Source organism: Methyloversatilis sp. XJ19-13 (assembly GCF_024580155.1).
In the GTDB taxonomy this organism is placed as follows: domain Bacteria; phylum Pseudomonadota; class Gammaproteobacteria; order Burkholderiales; family Rhodocyclaceae; genus Methyloversatilis.
In genome coordinates this window covers 95,696-116,474 of sequence record NZ_JANINH010000007.1, presented here as the reverse complement: position 1 = coordinate 116,474, position 20,779 = coordinate 95,696, and the positions used below count along the sequence as shown (strand labels likewise).

Sequence of the window (20,779 nt, the reverse complement as noted above, 5' to 3'; positions counted from 1 at the left end):
TCCAGCTCCTTGGTGTGTTGTCTGGTTATAGTCCCTGCGGCGGGGTTGCCGCCAGCAGGCCAGCGCGATTATCCCCCAATCGCGATTTGATGCGACACCTGCTGCGCCTGCCGGGCGCGATTGTGCGGCGCGGGTGCCCGTCAGGCGGCCTCCCGCAATAGAATCCAGACCTTCACAGACAGGGCGGACAGCACATGAATCTTCCGGCAGGCCAGAACCGGGTCGCCCAGGCCATTGCGCAGGCGCTGATCGACGGCTTCGACAAGCACTATCGCCTTTTCCGCATGGTCAGCGGTAACGCCAAGGAGCGTTTCGAACAGGCGGACTGGCAGGGCCAGCACCGCTGCATCCGCGAGCGCATCCAGTATTACGACGACCGTGTGCGCGAGTGCGTCGATCGGCTGCACAACGAGTTTCATGCCGATTCGCTGGACGACAACACCTGGCAGCAGGCCAAGCTGCTGTACATCGGTCTGCTCGTGAATCACCAGCAGCCGGAACTGGCCGAAACCTTCTTCAATTCGGTCACGACCAAGATCCTGCACCGGCAGTATTTCCACAACGACTTCATCTTCGTCCGGCCGGCCATTTCGACCGAACTGATCGAAAGTTCGCCGCCGACCTGGCGCAGCTACTACCCGAACCAGTCAGGCCTGCGGGTGGCGATGAAAACCATCTTCAGCGATTTTGGCTGGAAACGGCCCTACACCGACCTCGACCGCGACGTCGACTACGTGATGCGCGCCGTGCAGTCGCATCTGGGTGGCGAATGGCCGCAGCGGGAAGCCAACTTCCAGTTGCAGGTGCTCAGTTCGGCCTTCTACCGCAACAAGGCGGCCTATGTGATCGGCAAGGCGATCAACGGCCACCAGGAGTATCCGTTCATGGTGTCGGTGCTGCATGACCGCAAGGGCGGGCTGTTTCTCGACGCCATCCTGCTCGAACCCTGGCGGGTCAGCGTCATGTTCTCGCTGTCGCGTGCCTACTTCATGGCCGACATGCAGGTGCCGTCGGCCAATGTGCATTTCCTGCGCGCCCTGATGCCGAAGAAGCCGCGCTCCGAGATCTACACGATGCTCGGGCTGGGCAAGCAGGGGAAGACCATGTTCTTCCGCGACCTGATCAATCACCTGCGCCACTCGAACGACAATTTCGTCGAGGCACCCGGCATCCGCGGTCTGGTCATGCTGGTGTTCATGCTGCCGTCCTACCCCTACGTATTCAAGATCATCAAGGACAAGTTCGGCAGCTCGAAGGACACCGACCGGGCAACGGTGAAGCGCAAGTTCCTGATGGTGAAGCAGGTGGACCGCGTCGGCCGCATGGCAGACACCATAGAGTTTTCGGACATCGCGCTGCCGGCGCACCGCTTCACGCCCGAGTTGCTGGAGCAGCTCGAAGAGCTGGCGCCGTCGATGATCGAACGCGACGGCGACACGCTGGTGATCCGCCACTGCTACATCGAGCGGCGCATGATCCCGCTGAACATCTACCTCGAAACCGCCAGCGAGGAACAGATCGATCACGCGGTGTACGAGTACGGCAATGCGATCCGCGAACTGGCGGTCGCCAACATATTCCCGGGCGACCTGCTGTGGAAGAACTTCGGCGTCACCCGTTACGGCCGGGTCGTGTTCTACGACTACGACGAGATCGAATTCCTGACCGACTGCAACTTCCGCCGCATTCCGCCGGCGCCCAGCTTCGAGCATGAAATGTCGGGCGAGGTCTGGTATTCGGTGGCGCGCAACGACATCTTTCCGGAAGAGTTCGCCACCTTCCTGCTGTCGACGCCCAAGGTGCGGGCGGCCTTCCTGAAGTATCACCGCGACCTGCTGGACGTGAAGTTCTGGCAGGAAACGCAGCAGCGCATCCGCGAAGGTCACATACAGGACTTCTTTCCGTATCCGGAGCAGCTTCGTTTCTCGCGCCGTTTCGGACATGCCGATGCGCCGTCCGGCGTGCCTGCGTGAGCCGTCTCCTGCTGCTGAACAAGCCGTTCGGCGTGATCTGCCAGTTTTCCGCCGACGGTCTGCACCCGACGCTGGCGGACTGGGTCGACGTAGCCGGGGTCTATCCGGCCGGTCGCCTGGACACCGACAGCGAAGGCCTGCTGCTGCTGACCGACGACGGCGTGCTGCAGCATCGCATCACCGATCCGAAGCACAAGATGGTCAAGCGCTACCGGGTGCAGGTCGAACGTGTGCCGGACGAGGCTGCGCTGGATCGTCTGCGCGCCGGCGTGACGCTGAAGGACGGTCCGACGCGCCCGTGCACCGTACGCCGCATCGACGAACCGGCCGGTCTGTGGCCGCGCGACCCGCCGGTTCGCCACCGCATCGCGGTACCCACCTGCTGGCTCGAACTCGACATCAGCGAGGGGCGCAACCGCCAGGTTCGCCGGATGACGGCAGCGATCGGCCATCCGACGCTGCGTCTGATCCGTATCGCCATCGGCCCGTGGCAACTTGGTGGCCTGCAACCGGGTCAATGGCAGGAAGCGGAGCCCGACAGCTTTGCGCCATCCGCCCTGCGCAGCCCTGTCCGATCACGTGCAGACTGATGTCGATCAATACGTACCGCTTCGTTTCCGTCACCATCCCTGCCACCTTACCGCCTGCCATGACCAGAAGACTGATCTGCCTGCTATGGATTGCATTGTGTTCCGGCACCCAGGCCGCACCGCCTTCAGTTGATCTGGCGGTCGGCATGTACCGCGTGAAGGCTGAAGTCGCGCGCACGCAGTCGGCGCGCATGACGGGCCTGATGCACCGCACCGAAATGCCGGCCGATGCGGGCATGCTGTTCGTGTTCCCGCAGGTGCAGACGCACTGCATGTGGATGCGCAACACGCTGATTCCGCTCAGCGTCGCGTTCATTGACGCGCAGGGTGTGGTCATCAATATTGCCGACATGACGCCGCACGACGAAACATCGCACTGCGCGACCCGGCCGGCGCGCTACGCGCTGGAAACCAATGCGGGCTGGTTTGCATCACGCAAGCTGACTGCTGGCGCAAAAGTCGCCGGGCTCGAACGCATTCCTGCACCCGAATGAAGGAGACTTTCATGGATCCGACCCAGCACCGCATCGACTACACCCTCGGCAGCCTTGACGAGACGGCCGCATCCGATGATCCGATCGTGCAGTTTCGCAGCTGGTTCGAAGACGCCGGTCGCGTGGTCGAGCGCGATCCGAATGCGATGACGCTGGCCACCGTCGGCGCCGATGGTCGTCCCAGTGCCCGCATCGTGCTGCTGCGCGGCTATGGCGACGACGGATTCGTGTTCTTCACGAACTATGACAGTCGCAAGGGCGACGAGCTTGCCGGCAATCCGCACGCCAGTCTGCTGCTGTTCTGGGCGGCGCTGGAGCGGCAGATCCGTATCGAGGGCAAGGTGAGCCGGGTCAGCGCGGAGGAGTCGGACGCCTATTTTTCGCTGCGCCCGCTCGGCAACCGGCTGGGCGCCTGGGCGTCACCACAGAGCCGGGAGATTCCGAGTCGCGAGTCGCTGGCCGAACGGGTCCGGCAGTTCGAGGCCAAGTTCGGCACGGCGCCGCCACGCCCTGAGAATTGGGGTGGGTACCGTCTGCAGCCCGATGCGATCGAATTCTGGCAGGGCAGGTCGGATCGCCTGCACGACCGCCTGCTGTACCGGCGCAGCCAAGGCGATGCGCTCTGGTCGCGCGTCAGGCTCGCGCCTTAGAAATCCCGCAAGGCCCGGCGACCATGCGGGCGGGGGCTGTCACCCCGGCTTGCCCAGCGCAGCATGCAGACCGCGGGTGGATGCATCGGCATCAGCCGGGAGATTGCCGCTGGCAAGTGCGCGCGCCATCTGCTTGCCGTATTCGACGCCGTACTGGTCGAAGCTGTTGATGCCCAACAGCCAGCCCTGTACGAACACCTTGTGTTCGTACAGGGCAAGCAGCTGACCCAGCGTTCGCGGGTTCAGCAGCGGCATCAGCAGTGTGGTGCTGGGCTGGTTGCCCGGGCAGGCCACATGTGGTGACAACCGGGTGGCTTCCTGCTCCGACAGCCCGCTGCGCCGCAGTTCGTCAAGCGCCTCGTCGCGCGTCTTGCCGCGCATCAGCGCTGCACTTTGCGCGAGCGCGTTCAGCTGCACCATGCGCGAGCGCTCGTCCGGCGCATGACGTGGCACGATGAAGTGCATGGGCATCATGCGCGTACCCTGATAGAACTGCTGGTGATAGGCGTGCTGACCGACTATGCCCGAACCACCCCACACGACCGGTGCGCTCGGCGCCCGACTCAGCTCACCCGTCGACGTGCAGCGCTTGCCGTTGCTTTCCATCTCCAGTTGCTGCAAGTAGGTCGGCAGGTTGCGCAGCAGATGGCTGTAGGGCAGCACGGCAAGAGTTTCCAGCCCCATGCCGCTGGCGTTCCAGAAATCGATCAGGCCCATCATGACCGGCAGGTTGCTGCTCATCGGCGCCTGGGTGAAATGCTCGTCCATGGAGCGAGCGCCATCAAGCATTTCGCGGAAGGCCGGCATGCCGATTGCGCAAGCCAGCGGCAGCGCGATCGACGACCATACCGAGTAGCGGCCACCGACCCATTCCGGCAGGAAAAGGCAGCGTTCGGCCGGTACCCCGAGCTCCTGCGCGGCCGCGGGACGGTTGGTCACGGCAAACAGATGCTGGCCGACCCCCGCGCTGCCGAGTCCGTCGGCCAGCCACTTCATCGCTACCTTTGCGTTGGCCAGCGTTTCCTGCGTGGTGAAACTTTTCGAAGACAACACGAACGCAGTGTGCGCGGGCTTGCAATCGCGCAAGGCCATGTCGAGCGCCACCGGATCGAGGTTGGCCACCAGCTTGACCACCGGGCCGTCGCACTGCGGTTCGAGCGTTTCCATCGCGAGCCGCGGACCGAGGTCCGAGCCGCCGATGCCCAGATTGATCACGTGAGTGATGGTCTGGCCGGTTGCGCCGAGCAATTCGCGTCGACGGATCAGGCTCACCCAGTGTTCGAGTGCGCCGAGGCAGTCGCGCACCAGTTCGGCGTGAGCGCCATCGCGCGCACGCAGCGCCATGTGCAGCGCGGCGCGGCGCTCGGTGAAATTCACCTGGTCTCCGGCAGCCAGAGCACGGATGCCGCGCGGAAGGTCGAGCGCATGCACCAGTTCCATCAGCAGCGACAGGGTTTCGTCGTCGATGCGCTGCTTCGAGTAATCCATCAGCCAGCCGTCGTGCGCGAGCGAAAAGCGCGCGAAGCGCTCACTGTCCTGTTCGAAGAAATTTCGCAGGTGCACGCGCGACAGCTGGATCGCCTTGGACCTCAGGGCCGGCCATGCGGATGTCTGCATCAGCAGGTTCATGTGTTCCGCTTTCTTCTCTTCCATAGGTGGTGAATGCGTCGGTTCAGCTTCGCCTGTACAGCATGAATCGCTCGTGCCGGTCGCCCGGTCGCCGACCTTCCCACACGATCGACCAGCTTGCGTCGAGAACGGGGCGCTGGCCGCCCCGTCCATGGTACGCAAGCAGGGTGTCACATTGTCGGCCGGCTGTGCTCATCGCATTGACCGGCTTCAGACCAGCGAAATAATAGAACGCAGCACGCTGGCTGTCTTGCAACCCGCTGAACGCAATGCAACCGCCGTTTGCCGGCAACGCCCGTGCGATCTGGCCGGCGACGTCGCGATAGCTGCGACCGTAGTCGATCCAGGGCAACCACAGGCTGCTCAGCAGGAACCATATCAGCAATACGCCACATCCCCAGGTGACCGCTCCGCGCGTCGGCGTTCTGGGGGAGCGCAACAGCATCCACAGCCAGGCCAGTGACACGATGGTGGCGAGAATGAACGCTCCCCACGACAGCACCATGACGAAACCCGGTTCGAGCTTCGAGAAGGTACGCGCGAAACGTTCCGGCCAGCCGGTCAGCATGGCGACCCAGCCCAGCCAGATGACGAAGCCGAGCAGCGAAAAGGTCATCACGCCGAACCAGTCCAGCGCGTTCGCCGCGCCACGGCGCAAGGCCGGCAGACCGGCGCTGCCGAGGACGACCAGCGGTGCCAGCAGTGGCAAAGCGCGCTGGTTGCGCACGATGCCGTCGCCGCTGACCTGCACGAACAGCAGCACGAACAGTAGCAGCGGCAGCGAGAACACCGGCGATCGCCACTGATGCCGTCGCTTCCACAGCGCCCAGCCGGCCAGCGGCAGTGCCGGCCAGGCAAACCAGGCGAGCACCTTGATCCATTCCGCAGCATCGGCGGCGATCCGGGGGCCGTCGGGAATCAGGCGGTCGAGATCATGCTGCCAGACGCGGGCTGCGTGAATCGGGTCGAGCAGCAGTACCCAGCTGGCCGCGAGCAGCGCACCGATCGCCATCGCCAGCGGCAGCGCCACCATTCGTGAAGGGGTGCCGGCGACGCTGCGCCACACCGGCAGCAACGGCATCGCCGCTGCTGCAATCAGCAGGATGGCGGCCAGCCACAGCCCCGTACCCAGTCCGGCGATGGCAAGGGCGAGCACCAGTGCGGCACCGCCATGCCAGGGTTTGCGCGCCACCAGCGCCAGCGCCCACATGCCGATGCCGAGCGCTGCCAGCATGGTGGTGGCCGGTTGCGCATCGTGCAGATGCACCACGACGCCGATGTTGGCGAGCGCCAGAAGTGGCGCGATGCGCGCCGCCGGCGGTCCGTACAGTTCGCGTGCCGCACCGGCGCTGCCCCACACCCACAGCGCAGCGAAGAACGCACTGGCCACGCGTGCGCTGTCGGCGAAGCTCGAGCCGAGCCAGCTGCCGATCTGGCCGGTGAGGGCGGCCACCCAGTGGAACAGCGGGGGGCTGTCCAGCCAGACCTGTCCGGCCAGACGCGGCAGCAGCCATTCGCCTTCGCGTGCGAAGGCCAGCGCGATGCCGATGTGCAACGCATCGTCGCCCTTCCACGGGTCGCGGCCGAACAGTCCGGTGAACAGGTAAACCAGCACGACAGCCAGGACGAAGGCGGTTTGCGGCGGATCACCGATCAGGAAGTTTCGCGGGGTCTGGCGCAGCAACGGCGGGAGCGTCATCGGAACGATCAGTCAGGGTGGCGGGCGGATTTTAGGGGCAGTCGGGCCGGCGGTGTTTGTCACCATACGGTGCGCGGGCGCTTGACTGGATCCGGCGTCCGGGTAGGGCGGCCTCTTCGAAAAGTGCGGCCGGAAATGAAAAAAGGCAGCCATTGGCTGCCTTTCAGCAAACGTGCAGCCTGATCAGCTGCGCGGCACGTTGGCGTATTTCTGACGGAAGCGCTCGACGCGACCTGCGGTGTCGATGATCTTCTGCTTGCCGGTGTAGAACGGGTGGCACTGCGAGCACACTTCGACGTGCAGCGGTTTGCCTAGCGTCGAACGCGTTTCGAAGGTATTGCCGCACGAGCAGGTGACGGCAACGGCAACGTAATTCGGGTGGATATCTTGTTTCATGCCTGTACTTTCACTGGTGCAGTTGCCGCCGGTCGGCCGCAACTGCTGGACATCAAACCCCGGGTCGGCTGCGCCATGTTCGGCCCATGCAGACGGTGCCCGCGGAGGAAAAACCAGCATTATGAATGGGAATTCAATCCGGTTCAAGCGCCCCGGCGATGGGCGACCGATCTGCCGGCGCCTCGGGCGTGACGGTGACGCATACCTCGATGGTGTGTTCGCCGCCGCCGAGGATGACGCCGCGCATCGGTGTCACGTCGCTGAAGTCACGTCCCCAGCCGACGGTGATGTGCTGATCGTCCGGCTGCACGCAGTTGGTCGGGTCGAAGTCGATCCAGCCGGTACCCGGACAGAACACCGACACCCAGGCGTGCGATGCATCGGCACCGATCAGGCGGGGCTTGCCGGGTGGCGGCAGGGTCAGCAGATAGCCGCTGACATAGCGCGCCGGCAGACCGAGTGCGCGCAGACAGCCGATCATGAAGTGCGCGAAGTCCTGACACACGCCGCGCCTTTCCTTCAGCAGGGTTTCCAGCGGCGTGCTGACCGTCGTTGCCTCCGGATCGAACTCGAAGTCGCGGTGAATCCGTTGCATCAGTGCGCTGGCCGCTTCGAACAGCGGCCGGCCCCGATGAAAATCCAGTCGTGCGTAACGGCCGAGTACGGCCAGTGGTTCGATGTGCGGGCTGGCGTACAGGAACTGGCAAGGTTCGAGCAGCGGTGCCGGACCGACCTGATGCAGGCGATCCCGCACATGTTCCCACGAAGGTGACGCCGGGCTGTCGGCCGTTTCGCGACCGGTCACTTCGACCGTTGAATCGGCCACCACGACCAGTTCGTCGTGTGCCGCGCTGACCGTGAAACTGTCCACCAGATTGCCGAAGTAGTCCCGCCGGGCGCGCCTCTCGGCGGGCACCGGATCGATGTCGACGGCGTGTTCGAGCGTGATCTGGCGCGGTGTTTCGCGCGGCGTCAGATGCAGCATCTGGCGCGACAGCGAAACCGGACGCGCATAGGCGTAGCGGGTTTCGTGCAGCACGTTGTAGCGGAGGCGTTTCATGATCAGCTGCTGCTGCCCGGCCACGGCGTCGCGGCGTGGCTGAAGAAACGGCGCCCGAGCTGTTCCGACAGGGTATAGGCCGCGGTACCCAGCGCTTCGAGGACCGCGAGCAGGCGTGGCGAGCCGGCGCGGAAGTCGGTGTCGGCACGCAGCGCGAGCATGTCGGCCACGGCATCCGACAGCGCCGCCGATTCGATGGTGCCGAAATGCGCGGCCAGGCGCGCAAGATAGTCGGTCAGCCCGAGTGCCTGATAGGCGATGGAACGCGGATTGGTTTCGTCGGCGACCAGAAGGTCGATGACCGGCAGCCACTGCGGCCGCGTCATGTAGCGCGAGCGATAGGTGATCGTGCTGTCGGCCAGTTCGAGCAACCAGTCGGGCGTGTCTCCGCCATCGGCAAGCGCCTCGCGCAGCACCCGGCTCATGAACTGCAGACGTTCGATGCGCCGGCCGACCGACAGGAAGCGCCAGCCCTGGTCGCGCGTCATGCCGTCGAGCGCAAAGCCGGACAGGGTCATCATCGCCAGTACGCTGCGGTCCAGCCGCTCGAGTACTTCGCCCAGTTCGGTTGGTACGTCGGTCAGGTCATCGGCCAGCCGGCTGATGATGCGCCAGTTGTCGATCGACAGCCGTTCGCGCAGGGTGAAGGCCACATTCGACAACTGGTGCAGGCCCGACGCCAGTGACCCCGGCTGTGCGGCATCGAGTGCCGCCCCGCGCAGTGCCTCCTCGAGATCGCCGATCGACGCGTCTTCGAGGTCTTTCGGCAGGATGCCCTTCTGCTGGCACAGCCGGGTCAGCGCATGGCCCGCGATGGCTCCGTGTTCGATGTGCTGTGCGATCAGCGCGCGCAGCAGGCGCGCCGTGTTGTCGCAGCGTTCGCAATAGCGGCCGAACCAGAACAGGTTCTCGACCACGCGACTTGACAGCTTGGTGCCCGCCCGGACCAGTTCCGACGGACCGACCGAGCGGCGCAGCAGGCTGAAGGTATTCACGGTACCGTGGGTCAGCACCCAGGTGTCCTTGCTCGAACCGCCGCGCTGCATCGCGATCACGCGTGCGTCGCGCTCGGAGGCGACGCGGGTCAGGCCGCCCGGCATCACGACGTAACCGTCCGGCGACGCACAGGCAAACACGCGCAGGCCGACTGCGCGTGCCGCGAGCCGGCGCGGATGCTGGGTGTCCCACACCGGTGCCTGCGACAGTTGCACCAGTTCCTGCGCTACGTAATGGTGCGGTCGCGCGCGCATGCGGGCGATCAGTGCGGCGCGCTCGCGCCGGTCGAGATCCTGGCCGAACACCGACTGGATGCGCAGCTGCGGAAAGGCCGGCTTGATCACCAGCTTGTCGAGCTTCTCGATCGCGTCCTCGAGCGCCGCCTCCTCGCCGCACCACCAGGTGGCGAGCGATGGCATGGCCAGTTCCTCGCCCAGCAGACGTCGGCACAGACGGGGCAGAAAGCCGAGCAGGGCGCCCGATTCGAGCAGGTTCGAACCAAGCGAATTGGCGATCAGCACATTGCCCTGACGGGCCGCTTCGACCAGACCCGGAACGCCGATCGCCGATTCGCCATCCAGCTCAAGCGGGTCGCAGAAGTCGTCGTCGAGCCGGCGCAGGATCACGTGCACCCGACGCAGGCCGGACAGGTTCTTCAGCCAGACACAGCCGTCGCGCACCATCAGGTCGGAGCCTTCGACCAGCGGAAAACCCAGGTAGCGCGCCAGATAGGCGTGCTCGAAATAGGTTTCGTTGTAGGGCCCCGGGGTCAGCAGCACGATCAGCGGCGGGCCATCGCTCTGCGGCGCGTGCTGCGCCAGCGTGTCGCGCAGCGTGGCGAAGAAGCTGGCCAGGTGCTCGACGCGCAGGTCGCGGAACTGTTCCGAAAAGATGCGTGAAATGACCAGCCGGTTTTCCAGCGAATAGCCGGCGCCCGAAGGCGCCTGCGTTCGGTCGTTCAGCACCCACCAGCGGCCATCCGGCGAGCGCGCCAGATCGGCGGCGTACAGGTGAAGGTGGATGTTGCCCGGCACCGCCATGCCGTGACATGGCCGCAGGAACCCGGAGTGGCCGTAGATCAGCGCCGGCGGCAGCAGGCCTTCCTCCAGCATCTGCTGCGGGCCGTACACGTCGAGCAGGATGCGGTTCAGCAGCTCGGCGCGCTGCGCGATGGCGCTGGATATCTGCTCCCACTCGTCCGGCGGGATGATCAGCGGCAGCGCATCGAGTTCCCACGGCCGCTCGACGCCGCGCGGGTCGGCGTACACGTTGTAGGTGACGCCGTTTTCGCGGATCTGCCGACGCATCGAGCTCAGCCGCTCCTGCATCTGTTCCGGACGGGCGCGCACGAGTGTGTCGAACAGGCTGCGCCAGTGCGGACGAAGGGCCCACGGTCCGGACAGCAGTTCGTCGTAGCGCGTCTCGGTTTGCGGGTAATGGGCGAGCAGTTGGCGGGGCATGGGCAGAGCGTGTGTGCGTGCGCGGCAGTCATCACTCGCCGTCGCACTTATTCTGTTTCAATCGCACCCTAGCACAGTGCGCGTGCGCGCCGGCTGCGGTGACGGCCGGACGCGATAGGGGCGTCGCCCGTCGCGTCCGGCGCCGGTGCGCCGCAAACGCCGGTCACGATTCGATGTCGACACCAGTGAACGACCGGATATCACCGGAACGGGAGAGTGCAAAAATGCGTGACATCGCAGTGGTGGGGGCCGGCATGGCCGGCTGCACGCTGGCCCGTCGCCTGGTCGACGCCGGTCTGAACGTGCAGGTGTTTGACAAGGGACGCGCAGCCGGCGGACGCCTGGCAACGCGGCGTGCCGACCGGTCTCAGTTCGACCACGGCGTGCAGTACATGACAGTGCGCGGCGAAGCCATGGCGGCGCAGCTCGCCGACTGGCGGCGCGCCGGTGTTGCGGCCGCCTGGGCGCCTGTCGGGCTCGACGCATCGCCGCGCTGGGTCGGCGTACCTGGCATGAATGCCATCGCACCCCGCATGCTGTGGGGCGCCGAGGTGCATATGGAAACCGCGATCACCGTCTTCGGTCGCGATCACCTCGGTTGGTGGCTGGAAACAGGGAAGGGCCGCCTGCCGGCCTGCTTCGATGCGGTACTTGTGACGCTGCCTGCGCCACAGGCTGCGGTGCTGTTCGGGCGCTGCACGGACGTCGACGTCGCCGTCTTTGCCGACGCAATGCCGCGCATCCGTTATGCGCCGTGCTGGGCCCTGATGCTGTCGTTCGACACAAAACTCGATGCCGCCGACTGCCTGCGCCCGGCCGCCGGCGGGGTGCTCGGCTGGGCGGCGCGCGACAGCAGCAAGTCCCAGCGCGACAGCGCGCACGACTGCTGGGTGATCCATGCCGATCCGCAGTGGTCGCAGCAGCACCTCGAACTCAGCGTCGAGCAGGTCCAGCCTCTGCTGCTCGAGGCCTTCCTGTCGCTGGTCGGAGCGACGATGGCACCGTCGCTGTGCCGCGCGCATCGCTGGCGCTTTGCGAGGGTGGTCGAGGCATTGGGACGTGAATGCCTGTGGGACGCGAGCAGCAAGCTCGGCTATGCGTCGGACGGTTGCCTGGGTGAACGGGTCGAGGACGCCTTCAACAGCGCCAGTGCGCTGGCCGATCGGGTACTGGAGGGCGGCGCCGGACCCGGTGCTGAGGAAAATTGATGTGTTACATCCAGGTCCATGTATTTGAAGAAAAAACAGTATGTCCACATTCTGGACATCGGCCGAAATGTTTGCCCGATGTACTCTAAAGTGCGCTGATGCTCACCCGTAAGTCCGCTAGATGCTTGGCAACTTTGCCTCGTACCGGGATTACAGGGAGACAGCACATGAAGCTTTTCGGACGCCGGGCAGTGACCGGTCAGGGGGGCGTCGACACCGTCCAGACGCGGGTCGCGGAGCTGGATTCCCGGCTCACCGCCGTCGGCGGTACGCCTTCTTTCATCAGCGGTTATGTGGCACCCGATGTCGATATCGACAGCGTGGCGCGCAGCGTGCGCGCGCGCTTCCCGGGTGTCGCATTGACCCTGAGCACGACTGCGGGGGAACTGTGCAGCACCGGCGGCGGATCGCTTTACTGCGATGCGACCGACGGTCGCGACCGTATCGTGCTGCAGCTTTTTGATCGCAGCGTGATCCGCGAAGCGCGAGTGGTCGCCATTCCGCTGTCCAGCGAAGACCTTCGAAAAAGCGGTCAGGTGATGGATTATCGCGAGCGCATCGATCGTCTGGTGCGCAGCATCCAGGCCACGCAGGTCGATCTCGACATCGATCATCGGGACACCTTCGCCTACGTGCTGTTCGACGGGCTGTCGAATTCCGAATCCTTTTTCATGGAAGCGCTGTACGAGTCGGGGCGATTTCCGTGCCTGTTCGTTGGTGGCTCGGCCGGCGGCAAGCTCGATTTCCGCGATACCTGGCTGCACGACGGCTCGCGCCGGCTCAACAACCACGTGCTGGTCGCCTTCCTGAAGATGGCGCCGCAAGTGCGGTTCGGTGTATTCAAGAGCCAGAACTTCGAGCCGGCCGGCAACAGTTTCCAGATATTCAGCGCCTCGGTCGAGCGTCGGCAGGTCAACCTGGTGATCAACGGCGAAGGGCGCGTGGTGTCGCTGATCGAGGCGCTGTGCAAGACCTTCGGCTGCGACCGCAAACAGCTGTCGGCCAAGCTCGACAGCCACTCGTTCGCCATCCGGGTCAACAACGAACTGTTCGTGCGCTCGGTGGCACGGCTCGATTTCGACAACGACCGCGTCGATTTCTACTGCGACGTGGCGCCGGGCGAAGAACTGGTGCTGGTGCGCCGCACCCCCTTTGCCAGCACGACCGAACGCGACTACCGCGCCTTCATGGCGAACAAGCCAGGCGAACCGCTGGCCGGCATGTTCAACGACTGCGTGCTGCGCCGCCTGTACAACAGCGCCGAACTGGCGGGGCTGGAGCGGATCTTCGGCGGCGGCAACATCGCCGGCTTCTCGACCTTCGGCGAAATCCTTGGCCTGAACCTCAACCAGACGCTGACCGCCGTGTTCTTCTTCCGCATGCAGCCGGCCGACACCTTCCGCGACGAATACGTGGACAACTTCGTCGCCCACTACGGCGAGTTCAAGGCCTTCTTCCTGCGCCGGCACAACGCCAAGCTGGCCGGCATGTCGCGCGTGATGGTGCAGCAGATTTCCGACTACCGTTCGGGCAACTTCAGCAGCCGGCTCGATCCGGCCAACGTCGATGTCAGCATGGTGCCGGTGGTGCGCGACCTCAACCATCTGGGCGAAATCATGCTCGCCGCCGAACAGACGCGCGACGCGACGGCCCGGCAGCTCGAATCCTGTTCGACCGATCTGTATGCGTCGGTCGGCGACCTGACCACGCGGCTGTCGGATCAGCAGGTGGTGATCAAGCAGGCCGTCGATACGGTGGACACCCTGGCCAGCCAGGCCAGCGAAGTCGGCGGCAGCGCGCGACCTGTCGCACGCCAGCGAACGCATCCAGCGCGTGGTCGAAATGATCCAGCAGATCGCCGACCAGACCAACCTGCTGGCGCTCAACGCGGCGATCGAGGCGGCACGCGCTGGCGAGGCCGGCCGCGGTTTCGCGGTGGTGGCCGACGAGGTGCGCATGCTGGCCGAGAAGTCGCGCAATAGCGCGGGCGAGATCGGCAAGGACATTTCCGCACTGGCGATCGAAATCGTGCGGGTGGCGCAGATGATCGAAAGCCAGTCGAAGGCGGTGTCGAGCCTGACCGGGGTGCTGGAAACGATAGAGTCCTACAGCACCGGAACGGCCACCGTCGCCGGCCATACGCGGGGCGTGGCCGATGTGCTGCAGGGGCTGACCGGTGCGCAGACGTCGATCCGTGCCTGAGCAGCGCGACGCACAACGCCGGCCCCACGAATAAACCTGAAAACCTCAGTTGGCTGCGTCCCGACCTGCGGTGTCGTGGCGGGGCTTCGTAGGTTGGGGTGAGCGCAGCGATGCCCAACCCCCCCCCCAACGAAGGCACCGCGCGGTCGCAACAGGCGATGTTGGGCATCGCTGCGCTCACCCCAACCTACGGGCAGGGCGGTCCTCGCGCCTTGCCGGACACCCTGCCAACGCTGCCCGCAATGCCGATCGACCGAGGTTTTCAGGACAGAAAAAGCGACCGCCCCACGTTGTGCGGGACGGTCGCCTGGGGGTGAATGCCGGAAGGTGCGCGCCCGTTTCAGGGCGGCCACGTCGACTCAGTGGAGTGCCCTCAGTGCAACGCCTGTTCCAGGTGCTTCACCAGTTCGCGCAGTTCCTTCGACGTCGAATGCAGCCGGCTTGCGGCATCGCCGACCGACTGCACGCTGGAGGTGGTCTGTTCGACCGAACCCGAAATGCGCTCCATGCTGGATGCGACCTCATGCGACGCGAGTGATTGCTGGCGCAGCATCTGCGTGATTTCTTCCGAGTAGGTGGCCGCTTCGCGGCTGGCGTCCCAGATGGCCTGCAGTCCGGTGCTGCTGGCTTCGATATCGTCGGTCGAGCGGGCGACCTCACCGGCTGTCGCACTCATCGTATCGACGGCCGAACTGGCCAGCTGGATGATGTCGGTCACGGCCAGTGCAATGTCCTTGGTGCTGGTGCGCGTGCGTTCCGCCAGTTTGCGTACCTCGTCGGCGACCACCGCGAAGCCGCGGCCCTGTTCGCCGGCGCGTGCCGCCTCGATCGCGGCATTGAGTGCCAGCAGATTGGTCTGTTCGGCAATGTCGTTGATCACCTGCGACACGGCGCTGATCTTCTCGACCGATGCATTCACCTCGGAAATGCGCGTCTGCGACTGGGTCACCACACCGACGACGCGATGGCTGCTGGCAATGCCCGCTTCCATCGTCTGCATGGCATCGTGGGCGCTGGTTTCGGTACGTCGCACGGCTTCGAGGCTGCGGTCGGTATTGTTCGACACCTCGTTGATCGACACGCTCATTTCTTCCATCGCCGCGGCGACCTGCATGACGTTTTCGCCCTGGGCACCGGTAGAAGTGACCAGCGCGCGCATTGCATTGTCGAGTTCCTGTGACCGTTCATCGACCTCGCGCGCGCTGACCAGCACGTCGGCGAACATCGCGCGCAAATGGATGCGCATCACTTCCATGCCGACGAACAGTTCGCGTAACGGGCCTTTCGGTGCGTCGATCCGGGTCGCCAGCTTGCCTTCGTCGAGTGCAACGATGGTCGAATGCAGGCTGTTCAGCCTCGAAACGATGCCACTGCTCAGATACCAGGCGCCGCCCAATGCAATCAGGGCGGACAGACCCGCCATCACCATGCCCCAGAGGCCGCCGAGCGCAGCGCCACCGATGGCCAGCAGGCTGCTGAGGCCGGCGCTCAGCCAGATGCGGGCAGCGAGACCGAGCTTTTCCTTGTGAAGGGGCGTGGCCGGGAATTTTGCGCTTTTGTCGCGTACTGCGCGGTACAGCGCTTCGGCGCTGGCCACGTCCTCGCGCTTCGGAATGTTGCGCACCGACTGGTAGCCGACGGTGCGGCCATCCAGCGTCATCGGCGTCACGAACGCCTCGACCCAGTAGTGATCGCCGTTCTTGGCACGGTTCTTGACGAACCCACGCCACGGCTGGCCGGCCTTGATCGTGGTCCACAGGTCCTCGAATGCTTCCGGCGGCATGTCGGGGTGACGCACCACATTGTGGCTTTCGCCCACCAGCTCGTCGCGGCTGAAGCCGCTGATGGTGACGAACGATTCGTTCGCGTAAGTGATGCGGCCTTTCAGATCGGTCTTGGTGACGATCGGCTTGCCGGGTTCAAGGAATACTTCCTTCTGGGTGACCGGCATGTTTACTTTCATGACATTTCTCCTGAGTGCGAGGCGTGGGTATGCCGAAACGCCGGATCCCGACGGTCCGTGTCGCGGGTCAGCAGTCGGCTGGCCTCTGCGTGACTTACGGCACGAACGAAATATTCTTCATGAGATTTACCCGAACCGATCGGGGTCTTGATCCGGATCAGTTCTCCAGCAATAAACGTCGTGGATCGAATGCGGATGCGAGTTCATTCTCGACAGGTGTCGGGTCGCCGCACAGTCGGGCCGCGAGGACCCCGGCACCCAGAGGCGACCACACCAGCCCGCGCGAACCCAGCCCGGTGAAAGCGCACACGCCGGGCTGTCCGGGCAGTTCGCCGATCAGCGGCAGCGCAGCCGGGTCGGCCGAACCGCGCAGTCACTTGCCGTCGATGCCGATCGACCTGCCCAGCGCGGTGACGATGCCGCCGACCCGGCGGCGAGGCGCCGGCGCGAATTGCCCCGGATCAATCAACTGGAAGTTGCGCAGAAAGATGTTCTGCAAAGGCACGCTTTTCGGCAGCGAGAGAAAGCGGCGCAGCCAGGCGGACTACTCTGCCACCTATTCGGCGATGTGTTCGACTGTGGCGCAGTCGGTCATGTCAAATGATCATCCCGTGCTGCAGGGCGTAGCGCACGAGCTCCACGGCGCTGGTCATTTCCATTTTCTGCAACAATCGCTTCTTGTGCGTACTCACTGTCTTCGCCGACAAATGCAATTGTTCGGCGATGTCGTTCAGGCTGGTTCCCTGGACAATCAGTTGGAAAATCTGGTATTCGCGTTCGGAAAGACGCTCGTGCGGCACTTTTCCCTCATCCGCTGAGGTGAAAAAGACAAGCTTATCAACCAGTTCCGGGTCGATGTAGCGCCCACCTCGTGCGACCTTGCGGACAGCGGCGAGAATGCTGGAAGCAGGAATTCCCTTCGTCAGATAGCCGGACGCCCCCGCCTTCAGAGCGCCAGCGGCGATTTGCCGCTCAGCGTGCATGCTGAGCACAACGATGGCGAGTCCGGGGTGTTCAACCTTAACGCGATTCAGGAGTTCAGTGCCATTGGGGCCGGGCATGTTCAGATCGGTCAGCAACAGGTCGTAGTGCTGCTCGCGCAAAGCGCCCAGTACCGCCCATCCGCTGTCGGCCTCGCCAGCAACCTCGATATCTCCAGCCATGGCCAGTACCTGACGAATGCCCTGCCGGACGATGTCGTGGTCGTCAGCGATGAGTATGCGAATCATGGGTGTCTAAATCTGTTTTTTGCCGCGAGGAGTCCTTCCGGACCCTGCACGGCACCAAGGTTGGCATCAGCGTTTTGCTCCTGACACGGAATGCTGGCAATCACAACGGTGCCTTCGCCGGGCGTGCTGTGCAGTTGCGCCTCGCCTCCAAGAATGATGGCGCGCTCGCGCATGCCCATCAGGCCGAAAGTACTCTTTCCGGCGATCGTGCTCTCCTCGAAGCCTCGTCCGTCGTCCCGGACCTGCAACACGAGGTGCCCCATTTCGACGCGGAGCGACACGTCCACCTGTCGCGCCGCCGAATGTCGCGAAACGTTGGTCAGGGACTCCTGAAGGATGCGAAACACTGCGGTAGCACTCTCGTCGTCGAGCAGAATAGCCTTCGCAGGCAAACTCAATGTGCAGGCCATGCCCGTCCGCGAGCGGAATTCGTTCACCAGCCATTCGGCAGCCGCTTCGAGCCCGAGATTCATCGCTGCAGGGCGCAACTGACTGGCAACGTTACGCACCATGGAAATGGTGCGATCCATCAGTTTCCGCATGGACTCAACCTGCTCGGCAAGCGCTGGAAGGGAAGCACAAAAACGCATTTCAAGAATCGAAATATCGAGACTCAGCGCAGTCAGATACTGGCCCAGTTCGTCATGAATTTCCCTGGCGATACGGGCACGTTCCGCTTCCCTGACCTGTTCATTGTGAGCGGCGAATTCACGCATTTCCTGGCGCGAACGCAGCAATTCTTCGGTCCGCTCCCGGACGAGCTCTTCCAGCGAGCGATTGCGTTTCCGCATTGCATTCTGGTACATGCGCATGCGGATGAGGTTTCCGGCCCGCGCCAGAAGCTCATCGAACTGGAAAGGCTTCGTGACATAGTCGGACGCGCCCGCACACAGCGCACAAAGTCGCCGCCCGTGGTCATCCTGCGCGGTGACCACCAGCACAGGTGCCAGATCGCCGTCAAACTCGGCGATCAGCTGTTCCATGAGCTGCACGCCATCCATGTGCGGCATATTGAGATCAAGCAGGATCAGATCGAACTCTTGCTCGCGGCACAGTGCGGGGACGTCGCGCGGATCGGTGGCGGTCACCAGTTCCGTGTAACCCTGGCTGCGCAGCATCCGCATCATCATCCTGATGCTCGCGACGTCGTCATCGACCAGCAGTATGCGGGCCAGCAAGGGATCAACCTGCGCTTCTGCAGTGCCCAAGGAGAGGCGAGGCCCGTCGGCCAAGATTCCTTCGTATTGATCGTTGGTCACGCTGCGGTACTTGCGAGATGGCGATCGATGGCACTCATCAATACGTCCAGATCCAATGGCTTGGTGAGGTAATCGATGAAGCCTGCAGCGCGTCCGATTTCCTCGTCGCCCAGCATCGCATTGGCGCTGACGGCGATGACGGGGATCGAACGTGTCAGTTTATCGGCCTTGAGTTGTTTCAATACTGAGTAACCGTCCATCCCCGGTAGATTGATATCCAGCAGGATCAGATGGGGATGCTCCCGGCGCACAAGCTGCAACCCGTTGTAGGGATCTTCACTCACGAACAGGGAAATGTCCTGCCGCCGCTTGAGCAGCTGCTGCATGAAGCGCAGGTTGGCAGGGTTGTCTTCAATGTAAACAATCGTCCTGCCTTCCTTGTCCTGCCCCTGCGAAGTCCCGGTGGTTTGCTCTACTCCCGGCGACGACCTTGCCACGGGTTCGCCTTCGGCAAAGACGACCGGAAGCTCGATCCAGAACGTGCTTCCAACGCCCTTCTTGCTTGCAACGCCGATCCGTCCCCCCATCATCTCGGTAAAGCGCTTGGCAATGACGAGGCCGATACCTGTGCCCTCGATGGCGGACGCCTCCTGACCAAGCCGGTTGAATGGGGTGAACAGGTCCGCCTGCCTCGCCTCGTCGATACCTGACCCGGTATCGATGACCGAAATGCGCAGCCAGTCTGGCTCGGTGATGGCACATTTCACCGTCACACTGCCCCCCTGGTGGTTGTACTTCACAGCGTTCGACATCAGGTTCAGCAGTATCTGTCTCAGCCGCAATCGATCGGCGAATGCCCACAGGGCCCCTGACGAGTTGCTCTGGACAAGTGTCAGCCCTTTCTGTCGTGCATCGGCTTCAACCTGGACGAGACATTCCTGCAGCAAAGTTTCCAGCTGCACCGGTTCCGGACACAAGATCTGCCTTCCGGTTTCGATGCGTGACAGATCCAGCACTTCGTTGATCAATTCGAGCAGATGGCGGCCCGCCTTGAGAATCTCGCTGACGCTGTCGGCGTGCTCCTCGGCTAATTTGCCTTCGATCCTCATGAGTTGAGCAAAGCCCAGGATGGCATGCATCGGTGTGCGCAATTCGTGACTCATGCGCGACAGGAATTCCGACTTCGCCCGGCTGGCCTGTTCAAGTTCGAATTCACGCAGCTTCTCTTCAGTCACGTCCTGTACCGTACCCATGATTCTGCCGAATTGCTCTTGATGGGCAAGACAGCGCAACTGCATGAAGCGGATTTCGCCGTCCGGCCGGACGATTCTGGCATCCAGGCTGTGCGGCCCCGGGGTCGCCCGCACGCAGATCACTGCAGCGCGGAAACGCTCGAGATCGTCCGGATGTATCAGTTCATACAGAACCTGCAAGGTAGGCTGACCTGTGGCGGCATCCAGCCCGACCAATTCGTACACCATTTGGCACCAGTCTGTGGTGCCAGTTGTCAGGTCGACCATCCAGTGGCCCAGGCGCGCGATGCGCTGCGCCTCGAGATAACGCGACTCGGCTACTCCCAGCGCTTCCTGCGTCTGCTTCAGGGCGGTGATGTTGGTGCGGATGGATATGTATTGCGTTGGCAGTCCCGCCTCATCGCTGAAGGGAACGATGGTTGAGGCCACCCAGTACATGCTGCCATCCTTGCGCCGATTGCACAGCTCGCCGTGCCAGCTCTCGCCCTTGATCAGATCGGACCACAAGCGGTCGTAGAAGTCCTGGGGGTGAACGCCTGACTTCAGGATGCGATGGTTCTGCCCCAGGAGTTCCTCGCGGCTATAGCCACTGACCTCGCAGAACAACTCATTGACATACACAATATTGCCGTCACAGCCTGTGACACTGACGATTGCATGCCGGTCGAGAACAGCCAGCAGGCGACGGGCTTCCGGCGCCAGCTCGATCGGTCCGGCCATATCTGCTGCTGAACGCTCTCCAACTCCGGTATGGACTGGTTGTGACATGTGCGGCTCC

15 protein-coding genes and 1 pseudogene are annotated in these 20,779 nt (G+C 63.8%); 6 read left to right on the top strand and 10 right to left on the bottom strand.

All coding sequences use genetic code 11. The features are described 5' to 3' along the window. Positions 1-194: 194 nt before the first annotated feature. Genes aceK through pdxH form a run of 4 tightly spaced genes read left to right on the top strand, consistent with a single transcriptional unit; the run spans position 195 to position 3,707 of the window. Positions 195-1,973, top strand: a complete 1,779-nt coding sequence (gene aceK / locus NMQ14_RS11345; protein WP_257096207.1) for a bifunctional isocitrate dehydrogenase kinase/phosphatase — start codon at positions 195-197, stop codon at positions 1,971-1,973. Next, positions 1,970-2,563 (top strand): pseudouridine synthase, encoded by a 594-nt coding sequence (locus NMQ14_RS11340; RefSeq protein WP_257096205.1) that lies wholly within the window; start codon positions 1,970-1,972, stop codon positions 2,561-2,563. The genes aceK and NMQ14_RS11340 overlap by 4 nt, the downstream gene beginning before the upstream one ends. A 59-nt stretch (positions 2,564-2,622) precedes the next feature. Next, a complete protein-coding gene (locus NMQ14_RS11335; RefSeq protein ID WP_257096202.1) occupies positions 2,623-3,057 on the top strand; it encodes a DUF192 domain-containing protein in 435 nt (144 codons plus the stop codon). An 11-nt stretch (positions 3,058-3,068) separates the two neighbouring features. Then, positions 3,069-3,707 carry a pyridoxamine 5'-phosphate oxidase gene (pdxH, locus tag NMQ14_RS11330; protein WP_257096200.1) on the top strand — a complete coding sequence of 213 codons (639 nt, stop codon included), beginning with the start codon at positions 3,069-3,071 and terminating at the stop codon, positions 3,705-3,707. 39 nt (positions 3,708-3,746) lie between these two features. On the opposite strand, the gene pgi is transcribed toward pdxH, so the two are convergent. The 5 genes from pgi to NMQ14_RS11305 all read right to left on the bottom strand — a co-directional run bounded on the left by pgi (position 3,747) and on the right by NMQ14_RS11305 (position 10,947). Further along, the gene (pgi, locus tag NMQ14_RS11325) at positions 3,747-5,360 is read right to left on the bottom strand and encodes a glucose-6-phosphate isomerase (protein WP_257096198.1); all 1,614 of its coding nucleotides are present in this window, start codon (positions 5,358-5,360) and stop codon (positions 3,747-3,749) included. 19 nt (positions 5,361-5,379) lie between these two features. Beyond that, positions 5,380-7,035 (bottom strand): hypothetical protein, encoded by a 1,656-nt coding sequence (locus tag NMQ14_RS11320; protein WP_257096196.1) that lies wholly within the window; start codon positions 7,033-7,035, stop codon positions 5,380-5,382. Between the two features lie 183 nt (positions 7,036-7,218). Next, positions 7,219-7,431, bottom strand: a complete 213-nt coding sequence (rpmE, locus tag NMQ14_RS11315; protein WP_069037752.1) for a 50S ribosomal protein L31 — start codon at positions 7,429-7,431, stop codon at positions 7,219-7,221. A gap of 133 nt (positions 7,432-7,564) precedes the next feature. Beyond that, entirely contained in the window at positions 7,565-8,491 is a 927-nt protein-coding gene (locus tag NMQ14_RS11310; protein WP_257096195.1) for a transglutaminase family protein, read from the bottom strand. Between the two features lie 2 nt (positions 8,492-8,493). Further along, the gene (locus tag NMQ14_RS11305; RefSeq protein WP_257096194.1) at positions 8,494-10,947 is read right to left on the bottom strand and encodes a circularly permuted type 2 ATP-grasp protein; all 2,454 of its coding nucleotides are present in this window, start codon (positions 10,945-10,947) and stop codon (positions 8,494-8,496) included. A 224-nt stretch (positions 10,948-11,171) separates the two neighbouring features. On the opposite strand from NMQ14_RS11305, the gene NMQ14_RS11300 reads away from it, so the two are divergent. Together NMQ14_RS11300 and NMQ14_RS11295 are read left to right on the top strand one after the other, a co-directional pair. Then, a complete protein-coding gene (locus tag NMQ14_RS11300) occupies positions 11,172-12,155 on the top strand; it encodes an NAD(P)/FAD-dependent oxidoreductase (protein WP_257096193.1) in 984 nt (327 codons plus the stop codon). A 167-nt stretch (positions 12,156-12,322) separates the two neighbouring features. Next, positions 12,323-14,357, top strand: a pseudogene (locus NMQ14_RS11295) (methyl-accepting chemotaxis protein). A gap of 373 nt (positions 14,358-14,730) precedes the next feature. On the opposite strand, the gene NMQ14_RS11290 reads toward NMQ14_RS11295, so the two are convergent. The 5 genes from NMQ14_RS11290 to NMQ14_RS11270 form a co-directional block, all read right to left on the bottom strand. Next, on the bottom strand, positions 14,731-16,320 hold the full coding sequence (locus NMQ14_RS11290; protein ID WP_257096192.1) for a PAS domain-containing methyl-accepting chemotaxis protein: 1,590 nt from the start codon (positions 16,318-16,320) through the stop codon (positions 14,731-14,733). A gap of 373 nt (positions 16,321-16,693) precedes the next feature. Continuing rightward, the gene (locus NMQ14_RS11285) at positions 16,694-16,819 is read right to left on the bottom strand and encodes a hypothetical protein (RefSeq protein ID WP_257096188.1); all 126 of its coding nucleotides are present in this window, start codon (positions 16,817-16,819) and stop codon (positions 16,694-16,696) included. A 97-nt stretch (positions 16,820-16,916) separates the two neighbouring features. Then, positions 16,917-17,549 carry a response regulator transcription factor gene (locus NMQ14_RS11280; RefSeq protein ID WP_257096186.1) on the bottom strand — a complete coding sequence of 211 codons (633 nt, stop codon included), beginning with the start codon at positions 17,547-17,549 and terminating at the stop codon, positions 16,917-16,919. Continuing rightward, positions 17,546-18,808, bottom strand: coding sequence for a response regulator (locus NMQ14_RS11275; protein ID WP_257096184.1), 1,263 nt, complete (start codon positions 18,806-18,808; stop codon positions 17,546-17,548). Before NMQ14_RS11275 ends, NMQ14_RS11280 begins: the two co-directional genes overlap by 4 nt. Then, complete coding sequence (locus tag NMQ14_RS11270; protein ID WP_257096182.1) at positions 18,805-20,769, bottom strand: PAS domain-containing protein; 1,965 nt, start codon at positions 20,767-20,769, stop codon at positions 18,805-18,807. Before NMQ14_RS11270 ends, NMQ14_RS11275 begins: the two co-directional genes overlap by 4 nt. Between the last annotated feature and the right edge of the window lie 10 nt (positions 20,770-20,779).